We start from the raw sequence: 13,942 nt of genomic DNA, 5'->3' as shown, positions 1-13,942 counted from the left end.
ATTTCCTTTTTATGCATTTATTTTGCATAAAAATACACACACTGACTTTTATATGCAACCGGAAACCTTCCCGCTGGTGAATTATCTTATCAACTGCCGCGTTTACCGCCGGATTTACCAATGGCCCGGTGCAGGTCGTTGATTCGCTTCAGGGATTTCACCGTTTTTTGTGGCGTGGTGGAGGCCACCGACAGAACAATCATCTCCAGACACACCAGCACCGTGCCGTGCAGCGGCATCCGGCTACTGTCCCCGCCGCGCGGGACGTCAATCACCACCTGCGCCTCCTGGCTGAAGCGCGAGTCCACCGCCTGGGTCAGCAGGATGGTCGGAATACCCAAGCGCTTCGCCTCGCGCAGGGTGGTCATCCCCTCACGATGGGGCGATTTTTGCCCCATCATGATCAGCACATCGCCGCGCTGCAGGCCGATGAGCTGCTCGGCGAGGCTGAAACCCGTGCGGTTCATCACATACGCCGGCAGGCCAATGCGGCTGAACAGCCGGGCGGTGTACTCGGCGAGGATCCCCGAGGCGCCGATACCGAAGATCCCCACCTGGCGTGCGTCGCTGAGCAATGCCACCGCCTGAGCCACCGCCGCGCGGTTGTCGGCCCGCGACAGGACCTCGCAAACCCGTTGATGGCCTTCCAGCACAAAATCAATACTGGAATTGACGTCGCTGGAGAGCGCGGTGACCGTGGAGCGCATCTTTTCCGCCGAGGTGACCGAGGTGCCGAACCAGCGCTCCATGGTCTGCTTAAGCTCGCGCAGCCCGGCGAAGCCCAGCGCCTGGATGGCGCGGACCACCGTGGCGTCGGAGGTCTGGGTCGCAGCGGCGATCTCCATCGCCGTCTGCTCCAGCACCACCTCGCGGTTGTCGTTGATATAGCTGACCACGGCCCGTAGCCGGGGGGAAAACTGGTGCGCCCGGGCGCGATAGCGTTCGCCGAACAGGTCGACTTTGCCCTTCTCTTTTTTTATCGCGCTTTTCATTTGGCCTCCGCCGGGAGCGGCCTGCCGGCAATATGCGACTGCACCTGGGCCACCATCAGGGAGAGCGCGGCGTAGGAGTTGGAGATCACCTCCTCCCGCGGCAGTAAAATATAGTGCCCGGTGCGGCAGGCGCGCATAAAGTCGCACCAGCCGGGCATCACCGCTTCCATCGCCTGCAGCTCATCCTGTGGCTTGCCGCCGGTATCCGACCGCCAGGTGGCGAAGACAAAATCGGCGTCCAGCTCCGGCAGCTGTTCCGCGCTGACGTCAATACGCTGGCCATCGGGGATCCGCTCAATCAGCGGCGGAAAGCGGAACCCGGCGTCGCGCAGCACCCGGCCCAGGGCATGATACGAATGATGCACCGTGACCTTGCCATTGTTCGCCTGGATCACCGAGACGGTGTACTGAGAAGGGTTGACCATCGCTTTCAGCTGCTTGATTTGTTCCTGATAACGGCGCTCAAGGATCGCCAGCCGCGGCTGGGTGCTGGTCAGCTGGGCCAGCTTGCGGTAAATATCCGGGGCGCTGCCCTGCAGATGGTCGATACTCACCGTCGGGGCAATCTTCTCCAGCTGCTCCACCGACACGTGGCGACTGGGCTCGGTGATGATCAGATCCGGCCTGACGGCAGCCACCGCTTCCAGATCGATATCGGCGGTGCCAATAAAGCGGATATCGCTGTTATCGAAATCGACACCGGTGAGCTGGGCGCTGGAGCGCAGATAGTGGCTGCCGTCCGGGCGCGTGCGGCCGTGGCTGGCGATCGGTGGTACCCCGAGCTCAATCAGCGGAATAGTAATATCGAGATCGTGCATCGAAACAATGCGCTGCGGATGCAGCGGGACGGTGACCGTGCGGCCTAAATCATCGGTAAAAGTTTGAGTATGTGGGTCGGCGGCGCTGACGGCCCCCGTCAGCAACAGCAGCAATGAGACGAACCAACGCATAATACCTTCCTGATTAAAGGGCATCACGGCGACGCCAGAGCAAGACAACAAAGAACGGGCAGCCCACCAGGGCAATCACAATCCCCGCCGGGATCTGCAGCGGCGCAAACGCCAACCGGCCAAGGGTATCGGTCGCCAGCACCAGCAAGGCGCCAATCAGGGCGCTGCCGCTCAGCAGCGAGACCTGGCCGCCGCGCAGCACGAAACGCGCCATATGCGGCGCCATCAGGCCCACAAAGCCCAGGCTGCCGACGCAGGAGACGCTGGCCGAGGTCAGCAGCACCGGGGCGAAAAAGCGCAGCAGAGTCAACTGCTGCAGACGCACCCCGAGGCCGATGGCGGTTCGGTCGCCCAGCAGCGCCGCGTCCGCCGCCCGGGCGGTACAGAACAGGATGATGGCCCCGGGCAGCGCCCAGCAAAAGGCCACCGCCAGCAGCGGCCAGGTGGCGGCCTGCAGGCTGCCCGCCAGCCAGATCATCGCCGTCTGCACGTCGCGTACGTCGGCGGTGGTCATAAAGATGCCGACCGCCGCCGCCAGGGTCCAGGAGACGCCGATGCCAATTAAAATAAAGCGCGGCCGCGAGCAGTCGCGGGCCAGCGTCAGGACCAGCAGGGCCACCGCCACGCCGCCGACCATCCCCGCCAGCGGCCGCCAGACCAGGCCTACCGCCGGGAAAAACAGCACCAGCGCCAGGACCACGATGCTGGCCCCCTCTTTAACGCCGATCAGCCCCGGGTCGGCCAGCCCGTTGCGGGTGATACTCTGCATCGCCGCGCCGGCCAGCCCCAGCATGGCCCCGCACAGCAGCGCCATCAGGATCCGCGGCAGGCGGATATCAAACAGAATAAAGCGCGGCTGCTCGCCCATCTCCTGTGGCGCCAGCAGGGCCTGCGCCAGCGTCGATGCGGGCAGCGGATAGCTGCCGCGGCTGAGGCTGTACAGCCCGAGCGCCAGCAGCATCAGCAGCATAAAGGCGGCAATTTTCAGCGCCGCCGGGCGCAGCAGCAGCTGGCGGGAAGCGAAAAGCAGCGGCCGAAAACCGGCCCGGTGAACGGCGCGCGTCATTTAAAAAACCTCGCGGCGATAAAGATAAACAGCGGTGCGCCCACCAGGGCGGTCATCGCCCCGGTGGCCAGCTCCTGCGGCGCGACCAGCGTCCGGGCGGCGATATCTGCCAGGAGCAGCACCAGCGCCCCTACCGGCGCCGCCAGGGGCAGCGCCAGGCGGATATCTTCCGTCACCAGACGGCGCACCACGTGCGGCACCACCAGCCCGACGAAGCCGATCGGTCCGGCCACCGCCACCGCCGCGCCGCAGAGCAGCGCAATCGCCAGCAGGCCCAGCAGCCGCGTCTGGACGAGGTTCACGCCGAGGCCCAGCGCCACCTTATCCCCCAGAGCCAGCACGTTAAGGCGCGGGGCAAGGAACAGCGCGACGCCAAGGCCGATCAGCGCCGGGACCAGCGCCGTCCACAGCGTGCTCCAGTTCAGCCCGGCCAGATCGCCCGCCAGCCAGGTGCGCATCGCCAGCAGCGTTTGTTCATCGAGAATTAATATCGCCGCCGTCACCGCCGACGCAAACGCCGACAGCGCTACCCCGCACAGCGTGATGCGCAGCGGCGTCGCTCCGCCGCGACCGGCAGAGGCCAGCACCATCACCCCGCCGAACAGCAGTGCCGCGCCGCAGGCGGCGGTCAGCGGCCGCGCGGCGGGGAAAGCGCCGAGAGAGAGCCCCAGCGCGGAGGTCGCCACCACTGCCAGCGACGCGCCGGCGTTAAGGCCGAGGATATGCGGCTCGCCCAGCGGGTTGCGGATCACCGTCTGCAGCAGCAGCCCGGCGACGCCGAGCGCCGCGCCGGTCAGCAGCGCCGCCGCCAGCCGCACCAGGCGCAGTTCGACGATAATCCGCTGCTCGAAATTGCGAGGATTGTACTCCAGCAGCGCCTGCAGCACCGTCTGCGGGGCGATCCAGCGGGCGCCCAGGCCAAGATGCACCAGCGAACCGGCGATAAGCAGCAGCGTAAGCAGGAGCAGCGCCAGCCGGGGACGGGCGCGCCGCCGCGCGGAATGCTGGATAGTCACGCTCATTGCGCCGCCGCCTGGCGGGCGCGAAACGGCATAAAGAAGGGTTTGCCGGTTTGCGGGTTAATCGACATCTGCACGTCCACGTCAAACACGCGTTTAATCAGCTCAGGGCTACAGACTTCGTTGTCGCTAATCGTACCGGCGATGCGCCCCTGTTTGAGAAACACCAGCAGATCGGCGTAGTTCACGGCAAAGTTGAGGTCATGGAGCACCGTCACCACCGTGCGGCCATGTTCGCGGGTCAGGGTCTGGAGCAGCTCGAGGATATCGACCTGATAGCGCAGATCGAGCCAGGTGGTCGGCTCATCGAGCAAAATGGTGGCCGTTTGCTGGGCCAGCGCCATGGCGATCCAGCAGCGCTGACGCTGGCCGCCGGAGAGGCTGTCCACCGGCAGATGAGCGAACTCGCGGGTGCCCGTTAAGCGCAGCGCCTCCTCCACCGCCAGCTCATCGGCGTCTGACCACTGGCGCATCAGACCCTGCCACGGATAGCGCCCACGCGAGACCAGCTCGAAAACCGTTAACCCTTCCGGGGTCAGCGGCGATTGCGGCAGGATCCCGAGCTGGCGCGAGACGGCCTTCGTCGGCATCTGATGAATGGCTTGCCCGTCCAGACGCACGCAGCCGCCGAGCGGCTTCAGCATCCTGGCGATAGTCGACAACAGCGTTGATTTGCCGGAGCCGTTCGCCCCTGCCAGCACCGTCATTTTGCCGCTGGGGATGGTCAGGTTGATGTCGTCAACGATCAGGGTCTGGCCGTAGCCGGCTGACAGGGCATCCAGTACGATCCCCTGCTCTGCAGGTGTCACCCGCTGTGGCATAACTCGCTCCTGCGCCGCAGCGTTCCAGGCGATGGCTGGACATTCTGCAGTCAAATCAAAATAAATCTCATTCTCTTTTGATCATGACGGGGATGAATGTAGTAGTCAATAGTCGCCATTGTCTTCCTGCGGGGACGCTGACTACAGCGAGGCTGCGCCAACGCAAAATAATTTAAATAAAATAATATCAAAGAGATAACTACATAATGCTCCCTACTGGAGGCGTTTAAAACGTCCTGTTCCTCGCCGCTGAAATTTTATCTTGCATAACGTTTACTACTACATTCCTTCATGGTTGAATGATTCTCAATTACACATATAAAGGCGCGTTCAGACGCTAAACCACGTGTTTTTATTATTCAGGGCAATGATTTTATTGGCTTTATCTGACCGCAAAGGCAGATTCGTTCACGAGAAAAAGATAATGACTCAACCCCATGTCGCCTTCACCTCGTTGCAAGGGCGGGCGCTTTTTTCGCTTCTTTTTTTAGCCTCACCGGGATTAATGGCCGCGGAAAATCACGCGGCGAAAGATAACAACGATGCGGAAGAGACCATCATCGTGGTGGCCAACGACGCCCGGCAGAGCGCCACCAGCGGCTATCAACCGCTCAGCTCCTCTACCGCGACGTTGACCTCAATGCCGCTGCTGGATATTCCGCAGGTGGTGAATACCGTCAGCGATCGGGTTCTCGAAGATCAGCACGCCACCTCGCTCGATGAGGCGCTGTATAACGTGGCCAACGTGGTGCAGACCAACACCCTTGGCGGCACCCAGGACGCTTTTACCCGCCGCGGCTTCGGCGCTAACCGCGACGGCTCGATCATGACCAACGGCCTGCGCACCGTGCTGCCGCGCAGCTTTAACGCCGCTACCGAACGGGTGGAAGTCCTGAAGGGACCCGCCTCGACGCTGTACGGTATTCTCGATCCCGGCGGGCTGATCAACGTCATCACCAAACGTCCGGAGCGGCAGTTCTCCGGTTCGGTTTCCGGGACCTCCACCAGCTTCGGCGGCGGCACCGGCAGCGTCGACGTCACCGGTCCCATCGAAGGCACGAATCTGGCGTACCGGCTGATCGGCGAATATCAGAATGAGGATTACTGGCGCAACTTTGGTAAAAACAAAAGCCGCTTTATCGCCCCTTCCCTGACCTGGTTTGGCGACCGGGCGACGGTGACCGCGTCCTATTCGCACCGCGACTACAGCGCCCCCTTCGACCGCGGCACTATCTTCGATCTGAATACCGGGCATGCGGTGAACGTCGATCGCAAAACCCGCTTCGATGAAGCGTTTAATATTACCGATGGCTATTCCGATCTCGCTCAGCTTAACGCCGAGTATCGCCTTAACGACGCCTGGACCGCGCGCTTCGACTACAGCTACAGCCAGGATAATTACAACGATAACCAGGCGCGGGTGGTGGCCTATGATTCGGCGACCGGCAACCTCACCCGCCGGGTCGACGGTACCCATGGCTCCACACAGAAGATGCACTCCACCCGCGCCGACCTGCAGGGCAACGTGGTGGTAGGCGGTTTTTATAACGAACTGCTGACCGGCGTCGCCTATGAGAATTACGATCTGCTGCGCACCGATATGCTGCGCTGCAAGAACGTGAAAGGCTTTAACATCTATCATCCGGTCTACGGCACCCTCGACACCTGCAATACCGTCTCCGCCTCCGACAGCGATCAGCGTATCCAGCAGGAGAGCTATGCCGCTTACGTGCAGGACGCGCTGTACCTGACCGACAACTGGATCGCCGTCGCCGGCGTGCGCTACCAGTACTACACCCAGTACGCCGGTAAAGGCCGACCGTTTAACGTCAATACCGACAGCCGCGATGAGAAATGGACGCCGAAAGCCGGCCTGGTCTACAAGGTGACGCCGAACGTGTCGCTGTTCGCCAACGTCGCCCAGTCGTTTATGCCGCAGTCGTCGATCGCCAGCTATATCGGCGAGCTGCCGCCGGAAGAGTCCACCGCCTACGAAGTGGGCGCCAAATTCGACCTGCTGGAGGGCATTACCGCCAATATCGCGCTGTTTGATATCCATAAGCGCAACGTGCTGTACACCGAGAGTATTGGTGATGAGACGGTGGCGAAAACCGCGGGCAAGGTGCGTTCCCAGGGCGTGGAAGTGGACCTGGCCGGGTCCATCACCGATAACCTCAGCGTGATCGCCAGCTACGGCTACACCGACGCCAAAGTGCTGGAAGATCCGGATTACGCCGGGAAACCGCTGCCGAACGTACCGAAGCACACCGGTTCGCTGTTCCTGACCTATGACATTCATAACGTCTACAACAGCAACACCCTGACGATCGGCGGCGGCGGCCATGCGGTCAGCAAGCGCTCCGGCACCAACGGCGCGGATTATTATCTGCCGGGCTATGCGGTGGCAGACGTGTTCGCCGCCTATAAGATGAAGCTGCAGTATCCGGTGACGCTGCAGGTGAACGTGAAGAACCTGTTTGATAAGACCTATTACACCTCTTCCATCGGCACCAATAACCTCGGTAACCAGATTGGCGATCCGCGCGAGGTGCAGTTCACGGTGAAGATGGATTTTTAACCCTTACCCTGGCGCCGGACGTCGATTGCCGGGCGGCGCTGCGCTTGCACCGGCCTACAACAGCATGGCCTGCGGTCCTTCCCCTTCCTGTGGAGTTCGTAGGCCCGGTAAGGCGCAGCCGCCACCGGGCAATACGTTCACCTTACCAGTCCTCCTCCTGGCCGAGGATGCGCAATATATCCTGACGATGCTGCAGCAGCTGCGGGTTATCGCGATGGCGGGGAAAGTCCAGCGGCAGCGCGAATTCGGCGATAATCCGCCCCGGACGCGGCGACATCACCAGCACCCGCTCGCACAGCAGCAGCGCCTCTTCGATATCGTGGGTCACCAGCAGGCTGGTATAACCCTGCTGCTGCCAGAGGGCGATCAGCTCCCGCTGCATACTGATGCGGGTCAGCGAGTCCAGCTTGCCCAGCGGTTCGTCGAGCAGCAGCAGGCGCGGCTCGTTCAACAACGCACGCGCCAGCGCGGCGCGCTGCGCCATCCCCCCTGACAGCTGCCGCGGCCACGCCTCGCTGAAGGCCTGCAGCCCGATGCGGTCAATCAGCGCGTCGGCCTTGGCTTCCAGCCCCCTTTTGCCCTGCGCCTGCGGGCCCAGCAGTACGTTCTGCCGCACCGTCAGCCACGGATAGAGCGTCGGATCCTGAAACACCAGTATGCGCTCCGGCCCCGGAGCGCCGAGCGGCGCGCCGTCGAACTGCATCTGTCCGCTCTGCGGCGCTTCCAGCCCGGCCAGCAGCCGCAGCAGGGTGGATTTACCGCAGCCGGAAGGACCCAGCAGCGCCACGCTTTTCCCCGGCCGCAGCTGCAGGCTGATATTCTCCAGCACCGGCACCGCCTGTTTGCCGAGCGTAAACGCGTGATGAAGATGGCTTATCGATACCGCCGCGCCGCGCGCTATCGTCTGCGAACCTGACGTCGCGGTTACCATTGCATCCCTCCCCGCTGCCAGCTCAGCAGCTTATCGCGCAGCATAAATAATCCGCTAATCAGGCCGGAGCACAGCAAGGCCATCACCAGCAGCGCGGCGTACATATTGGGATAGGCCGCCCAGCCCTGGGCCCACTGGAGGTAAAAGCCGATCCCCGACTTCACCCCGACCATTTCAGCCACAATCAGCACCGAAAACGACGCGCCAAGCCCCATAAACAGGCCGACAAAGACGTTCGGCAGCGCGGCGGGGATCGCCACCCGCAGGATCAGGAAACGCTGGCTGGCGCCGAGGGTCCGCGCCACGTCGTACCATGCCTTGTCAATGCCAATGACCCCGGACCAGGTCAGCACCGTGACCGGGAACCAGGTGCTCAGCGCAATCAAAAACACACTGGCGCCGAAGCTTGACGGAAAAATAAACAGGCACAGCGGCAGCAGCGCGGTAGACGGCACCGGCCCCAGCAGGCGTAACACCGGATGGACCCAGTAGCCAATCCGTTGCGACCAGCCAATGGCCAGCCCGGTGATGAACCCGCTGCTGGTGCCGAGCAGCACGCCGAGCCCCAGCAGCCCCAGGGAGTGCAACAGGCTGTCGAGCAGGCGCGGCCAGTCATCATGCAGCACCTCGATCAGCGCCTGCGGCGGCGCGAAAAACGGCACCGGCAGCACGCCGCTCTTGGCGGTCAGCCCTTCCCAGGCAGCGAACAGCACCGGCAGCAGCGCCAGCCACTTGCCGGCATGCCGCACGCGCGCGCCGCGCGCTCGCCAGTAGCGATAGCTCAGCGCCAGCAGCAGCAAGCCGCCGCCGAAGGTGAACTGCGCCAGCGCCCAGCCCTCGCTAAACGGCCAGCGCCGCCCGGCATCGGGCCAGGTCAGAGTAAACAGACCGCCCAGCAGCCACAGCGCGGCGGCCAGCAGCCCTTCTCCCCACAGCGGCGCGCGGACGGTGGGGCGCGCCAGAACCTGCTCAGGCGAAGACGTTGGCATAGATACTCTCCGCAAACTGATGGGGATCGGTGCCCGGTTTGATCACCTGCACCCGCTGCAGGTCGACCGCGTACTGCGTCAGCTCTTTCACGAACGCCTCACCCACCGCGTGGTGGCCGTGCCCCTGCCCGTGCAGAATGCCGCTCACCTCCGCTTCATTGGTATTGAGCGCATGGGCAAGGAAGGATTGCGCCACGCTTTCCGGGTGTTCTGCGGCATAGCTGTGCGCTTCAAGGATCGCCTGAGTGAGCGCCGCGGCGGCCGGTTTATGGTCCCGCGCCAGGCTCCCGCTCACCCCCAGCACGCAGCAGCTGAGGTTGGCATAATCTCCGGTCATATTGCTGGCGACAAGCTGATACTTGCCGGTCTCCAGCAGCCGATAGCTGAACGGCTCGCTGCCGCTGATGGCGGCGATTTCGCGCTTGTCCAGCGCCACGCTGAGCAGATCCGCCGGGTAGACTTTCCACTGCACGTCGCTGATCGGGTCGATACCGTGGCGCTTAAGCAGAATGGCGAAGAAGTTTTTATCCGGCCCGGCCATGTCGGTGACGCCGATGGTTTGTCCCTTCAGGCTCTCGAGGCCGCCGAACGGCGAGTCTTTGGCCGTCAGCAGGTTCAGACAGCCGCCGTGGGTACCGGCGGTGAGCTTGACGTCAAAACCCTGCTCCAGCGCCTTCAGCCAGCGAAGCGCCATTCCCACCCCGGCGTCGGCCTTGCCGGTGGCGATCGCCTCCAGCAGCACATCGGTGGAGTTACCGAAGTTAACAAACTCAACGTCGAGGTTATATTTACTGAAAATCTTCTGCTGCTCGGCGACGGCGACCGGCGCGAGGCATACCGCGCTTTTGTTGATCGCCAGCTTGATCTTGTACGGCTCTGGCAGGCGCAGCGCCGGATGGGCATCGCCGCTGGCCATCTCCGCCATATCGTGAGCCCACAGCGGCAGAGAAACCCCGGCCAGCGCCAGGCCGCCGCTAAGCTGTAAAAAACGGCGGCGGGAAAAAGCGGTTCGGCTCATGGCGTCACCTCCGCGTGGGCCGGCGCGGCGGGCACGCTAAAGCTGGGGTCAAAGGTCGGCTTCACGTCCAGCCGGGTGCGGATCAGGCCGTTGGCGAGATAAAAGTCCGCCGTCGCCTGCTGTTGGGTCACGGTTTCCTCTGCCAGCGGTTGCCACTGCGACTGGCGGTTGGCAAACTGCGCGCGGGCGATCTCCGCCGGGAAGCGGATGATCTCCCCCAGCGTTTTGCCGTAGCTGTCGAGATTGGCGTAGGCCCAGCGCTCGGCGCCGGCCAGGCGCTGGAGATAATCCTGCAGCGCGGCGCGCTTTTGCGGATCGTTAAGCGCGGAATCCGTTGCCGCAAGGAAGGTATTCCCCGGCAGCAGCCCTTTGCCGCTCACCAGGATCTGCCCCTCGTTGGTCTTCACCATCTGGGTGGTGTAGGGTTCCCAGGTCGCCCAGGCGTCCACCGAACCGTTAAGCAGCGCCACTTTGGCGTCCACCGGGCCGAGGAACACCCACTGCACCTCCTTCGGCGAGATGCCCGCCTGCTCGAGCGCTTTCAGCGCCACGAAATGACCAATCGACCCTTTGCCGGTGGCAATGCGCTTGCCTTTTAACCCGGCGGCGGTTTTTATCGCGCTGCCGGGGGAAACCAGCACCGCGGTCCCCGCCGGATTGCTTTTGTCCACGGCAATCGCTTTCACCGGCGCGCCGTTAGCCAGGGCGAAGAGCAGCGGCGCATCGCCGATGATCCCCGCGTCCACTGCGCCCGCGTTAAGGGCTTCCGCCAGCGGCGCGGCGGCCGGGAATTCAGCCCACTTAATGTCATAGGGGAGGTTTTGCAGGGCGTTGGCCGCCTCCAGCTGCGAACGCATGCCGCCTTTTTGATCGGCGATGCGCAGGGTAAGCCGCTCCTGCGCCGTCGCGTAACCGCCCAGCGCCAGCAGCATCAGCGCTGCCGCCACCCGGCCTGAGAATGATAGACGCATCGTGATTATCCTTGTGATTGAAAGACGAAGTGGCCGGCTGCCAGCCAGGCGCTGTCGCTCTGCGGGGTATGCACCCGGCCGCAGAGCACATTGCGGTAGTGGCGTTCCAGCGGGCTCTGTCGGCTGAGGCCATGATTGCCGGTCAGCTCGAGCGCGATATTCACCGCCTGAATGGCGTTGTCGGTAATAGTGACTTTCGCCAGATTGGCCTCGATGGCGGAAAAGCGCAGTGCGGCGGCCTGCTCCAGCAGACTGCGGTTCACCAGCAGCAGCCCGGCGATCTGCCCGACCTTCTCCTGCACCCGCGGCAGGCGGGAAAGCGGATGGCCGAGGCCCGCGGGCACCCGCCCCGTCAGCCACCTCACCAGCCAGTCGTGAGCGGCGCGGGCGATGCTGTCATAGATCGCCGCCAGCAGCGCCGTCTGCCGGTTGGCGAACAGGCGCAACGGTTCCGCCTGGGCAGAGGGTGGTGCATCGACCGGCCAGACATCCACCGCGTGCTCTGCCGCCACCCGCACGTGGCGAAAAATCACCTCATGGCTGCCGGTGGCCCGCATCCCGGCGTGATCCCAGCTTTTCACCACGCTAATCCCGGCGCTGTCGCCAGGCACCAGCCAGGTGCCCACCCGCGGCGGGTTATCATCGCTTCTCGCCCATACCGCCAGCCAGCGTAGCCCTTCAATGCCGGTGGTATAGATTTTATGACCGTTGATGTCCCAGCCGTCCGCGCAGCGGCTCGCCACGGTGTCCGGCAGGCCGCCGCGCGCCGGGGAACCCAGCTCCGGCTCAACGCGCAGGCTGTTGATCAGGCCACCGCGTTCGACGGCGTCGTGAAAAACCTGCTGGCGCAGCGGCGCGTGCCAGGCGTCGTTTTCCGCCAGCCGCAAATGGTGCAGATACTGCATGCAGACGATCAGCGCCGTCGCCGGCTCACCCCAGGCGATGGCGGCGATGGCCTGCTGCAGCTGGGCCAGGCTGGCGCCCGCGCCGCCGTAAGCACGCGGCACGGCGAGGCTTAACCAGCCCCCCGCGCGCAGGTGGTCGATATTGCGCCAGGGAAAGTCGCCGCTGGCGTCGAGGCTGGCCGCCTGCTCCGCCATCTGTTGGCGTACCGCCGTTAGCTGCTGCGCCCAGTCGTCGCGCTCAGGATGGATCACGATGCGCGCTCCGCCGCCGCACGCCGCGCGGCTTTTTCCCGAGCGATCGGCAACAGCGCCCGGCCGTAGTCTGCCGCATCGTTCAGCGGGTCGAATCCGCGGATCAGGAAGTTGCGCACCCCGAGGTCGTAGTAATCGAGCAGCGCATCGGCCACCTGCTCCGGAGTACCCACCAGGGCGGTTGAGTTATGCCCGCCGCCCACAAGCTGGGCGATGCCGGTCCACAGGCGTTTGTCCACCACTCTGCCCTGCGCGGCGGTGGCCCGCAGCCGCTGGGCGCCGATGCTGTCCGGTTTGGCCTTGAAACCGCCCCCGCGCTGCGCCGCCTGCTCGGTGGCGACATGCAGGATATGCTCAGCTTTCTCCCAGGCCTCGGCTTCGCTGTCGGCGATAATCGGCCGGAACGAGACGCTGAAACCGATGTCACGCTGGTGTTTCGCCGCTTCGGCGCGCACGCGCTGGATGGTCTCGCCGGTTTGCGCCAGCGACTCGCCCCACAGGGCGAAGACGTCGGCATGTTTGCCGGCGACGGCGATGGCCGCTGCCGACGAACCGCCGAAGTAGATGGGAAGATGCGGCTTTTGCAGCGGACGAATAGCTGACCAGGCCTGTTCGGCCTGATAAAAATCGTTGTGAATATCGACAGGCTGCTCGCTGGTCCACACTTGGCGCACCACGTCGAGGAAGGCGTCGGTGCGGGCATAGCGCTGGTCGTGGTCGAGGTAATCGCCGTCCCGGCGCTGCTCGGCGTCATTGCCGCCGCTGATGATATGCACTGCCAGCCGGCCCCCCAGCAGATGCTCAAGGGTGGCGAATTTGCGCGCGGCGAGGGTCGGCGAGACAAAACCGGGGCGATGGGCCAGCAGGTACTGAATTTTCTGCGTCGACAGTCCGGCCAGGGCGGTTACCAGAAAGCCGTCGGGTTGATCGGACCAGTGACCCACCAGCAGGCGATCGAACCCGGCGGCTTCATGGGTTTGCGCGAAGCGAACAATATAGTCGCGGTCAAAGATCGGCCCCACCGGGGCAATCGTTTCGGAAGAAAGGCGGTGGCCAATCATGCCAAGAAACTGAATGCTCATGAACAACTCCTTGCGTCAGGGTAATGGAGTGGCCGCGACGGCGGCGCTGGTCATTACCCTATACAGAGTGTGTTAATGAACAAAATGCATTTTTAGCATATCTTAATATGCAAGTCTTGCATTAATAGAAAATGAATAGTGTTTTCAGTCAGATACTGTCAGCTGCTGCACCACTTTGCTGGCGAAAAAGATCAGCGGCGACTGCAGGTTGGCCAGATACTGAGCGTGGATCAGCCACAGCGACACCGCAGGCTGAAAATCGCTGAGGTTGACGACCTCGATCTCGTCCCGCCCCCGGCGGGCCGCCCGCGCCCCCCCGGGGCCCCCCCCCCCCCCCCCGGCGATGATGGTCCCGGTGCAAATTCTTG

The 13,942-nt window shown here is 63.5% G+C and carries 10 protein-coding genes and 3 pseudogenes; 1 reads left to right on the top strand and 12 read right to left on the bottom strand.

The window, feature by feature from the left end; translation table 11 throughout:
• Nucleotides 1-89 precede the first annotated feature (89 nt).
• From ABLV64_RS07305 to ABLV64_RS07285, 5 genes and pseudogenes are all read right to left on the bottom strand, one after another.
• Nucleotides 90-1,023 (bottom strand): annotated as a pseudogene (locus tag ABLV64_RS07305) (MurR/RpiR family transcriptional regulator).
• Nucleotides 989-1,966 carry an ABC transporter substrate-binding protein gene (locus tag ABLV64_RS07300; protein WP_074194065.1) on the bottom strand — a complete coding sequence of 326 codons (978 nt, stop codon included), beginning with the start codon at nt 1,964-1,966 and terminating at the stop codon, nt 989-991. Before ABLV64_RS07300 ends, ABLV64_RS07305 begins: the two are co-directional and overlap by 35 nt.
• Nucleotides 1,956-3,008, bottom strand: a complete 1,053-nt coding sequence (locus tag ABLV64_RS07295) for an iron ABC transporter permease (RefSeq protein ID WP_060655985.1) — start codon at nt 3,006-3,008, stop codon at nt 1,956-1,958. Before ABLV64_RS07295 ends, ABLV64_RS07300 begins: the two co-directional genes overlap by 11 nt.
• Nucleotides 3,005-4,030: an iron ABC transporter permease gene (locus ABLV64_RS07290; RefSeq protein WP_244344310.1), complete on the bottom strand. Its 1,026-nt coding sequence runs from the start codon at nt 4,028-4,030 to the stop codon at nt 3,005-3,007. The genes ABLV64_RS07295 and ABLV64_RS07290 overlap by 4 nt, the downstream gene beginning before the upstream one ends.
• Nucleotides 4,027-4,848, bottom strand: coding sequence for an ABC transporter ATP-binding protein (locus tag ABLV64_RS07285; RefSeq protein ID WP_004203036.1), 822 nt, complete (start codon nt 4,846-4,848; stop codon nt 4,027-4,029). Before ABLV64_RS07285 ends, ABLV64_RS07290 begins: the two co-directional genes overlap by 4 nt.
• Before the next feature lie 505 nt (nt 4,849-5,353).
• On the opposite strand from ABLV64_RS07285, the gene ABLV64_RS07280 reads away from it, so the two are divergent.
• Nucleotides 5,354-7,426, top strand: a complete 2,073-nt coding sequence (locus ABLV64_RS07280; RefSeq protein ID WP_348843253.1) for a TonB-dependent siderophore receptor — start codon at nt 5,354-5,356, stop codon at nt 7,424-7,426.
• Nucleotides 7,427-7,568: 142 nt separating this feature from the next.
• Here ABLV64_RS07280 and ABLV64_RS07275 read toward each other — a convergent pair whose 3' ends face one another.
• From ABLV64_RS07275 to ABLV64_RS07245, 7 genes and pseudogenes are all read right to left on the bottom strand, one after another.
• On the bottom strand, nt 7,569-8,357 hold the full coding sequence (locus ABLV64_RS07275) for an ATP-binding cassette domain-containing protein (protein WP_230128242.1): 789 nt from the start codon (nt 8,355-8,357) through the stop codon (nt 7,569-7,571).
• Nucleotides 8,351-9,346, bottom strand: a complete 996-nt coding sequence (locus tag ABLV64_RS07270) for an ABC transporter permease subunit (protein WP_053810247.1) — start codon at nt 9,344-9,346, stop codon at nt 8,351-8,353. The genes ABLV64_RS07275 and ABLV64_RS07270 overlap by 7 nt, the downstream gene beginning before the upstream one ends.
• Nucleotides 9,327-10,364 carry an ABC transporter substrate-binding protein gene (locus tag ABLV64_RS07265; RefSeq protein ID WP_348843209.1) on the bottom strand — a complete coding sequence of 346 codons (1,038 nt, stop codon included), beginning with the start codon at nt 10,362-10,364 and terminating at the stop codon, nt 9,327-9,329. Before ABLV64_RS07265 ends, ABLV64_RS07270 begins: the two co-directional genes overlap by 20 nt.
• Complete coding sequence (locus tag ABLV64_RS07260; RefSeq protein WP_004203042.1) at nt 10,361-11,335, bottom strand: ABC transporter substrate-binding protein; 975 nt, start codon at nt 11,333-11,335, stop codon at nt 10,361-10,363. The genes ABLV64_RS07265 and ABLV64_RS07260 overlap by 4 nt, the downstream gene beginning before the upstream one ends.
• A 5-nt stretch (nt 11,336-11,340) precedes the next feature.
• Nucleotides 11,341-12,492, bottom strand: a complete 1,152-nt coding sequence (locus ABLV64_RS07255) for an acyl-CoA dehydrogenase family protein (protein ID WP_348843207.1) — start codon at nt 12,490-12,492, stop codon at nt 11,341-11,343.
• Nucleotides 12,479-13,574, bottom strand: a pseudogene (locus tag ABLV64_RS07250) (LLM class flavin-dependent oxidoreductase). Before ABLV64_RS07250 ends, ABLV64_RS07255 begins: the two are co-directional and overlap by 14 nt.
• Before the next feature lie 144 nt (nt 13,575-13,718).
• Nucleotides 13,719-13,942: pseudogene (locus tag ABLV64_RS07245) on the bottom strand (LysR family transcriptional regulator); the annotation flags it as partial.

The organism is Klebsiella sp. JB_Kp031 (genome assembly GCF_040064295.1).
Taxonomy (GTDB): Bacteria; Pseudomonadota; Gammaproteobacteria; order Enterobacterales; family Enterobacteriaceae; genus Klebsiella; species Klebsiella quasipneumoniae.
This window is presented reverse-complemented; position numbering and strand designations above follow the sequence as displayed.

Coding starts and splice junctions, on each gene's coding strand:
- ABLV64_RS07300 (WP_074194065.1), bottom strand. CDS start 1,966: ATGCCCTTTAATCAGGAAGGTATTATGCGTTGGTTCGTCTCATTGCTG.
- ABLV64_RS07295 (WP_060655985.1), bottom strand. CDS start 3,008: ATGACGCGCGCCGTTCACCGGGCCGGTTTTCGGCCGCTGCTTTTCGCT.
- ABLV64_RS07290 (WP_244344310.1), bottom strand. CDS start 4,030: ATGAGCGTGACTATCCAGCATTCCGCGCGGCGGCGCGCCCGTCCCCGG.
- ABLV64_RS07285 (WP_004203036.1), bottom strand. CDS start 4,848: ATGCCACAGCGGGTGACACCTGCAGAGCAGGGGATCGTACTGGATGCC.
- ABLV64_RS07280 (WP_348843253.1), top strand. CDS start 5,354: ATGGCCGCGGAAAATCACGCGGCGAAAGATAACAACGATGCGGAAGAG.
- ABLV64_RS07275 (WP_230128242.1), bottom strand. CDS start 8,357: ATGGTAACCGCGACGTCAGGTTCGCAGACGATAGCGCGCGGCGCGGCG.
- ABLV64_RS07270 (WP_053810247.1), bottom strand. CDS start 9,346: ATGCCAACGTCTTCGCCTGAGCAGGTTCTGGCGCGCCCCACCGTCCGC.
- ABLV64_RS07265 (WP_348843209.1), bottom strand. CDS start 10,364: ATGAGCCGAACCGCTTTTTCCCGCCGCCGTTTTTTACAGCTTAGCGGC.
- ABLV64_RS07260 (WP_004203042.1), bottom strand. CDS start 11,335: ATGCGTCTATCATTCTCAGGCCGGGTGGCGGCAGCGCTGATGCTGCTG.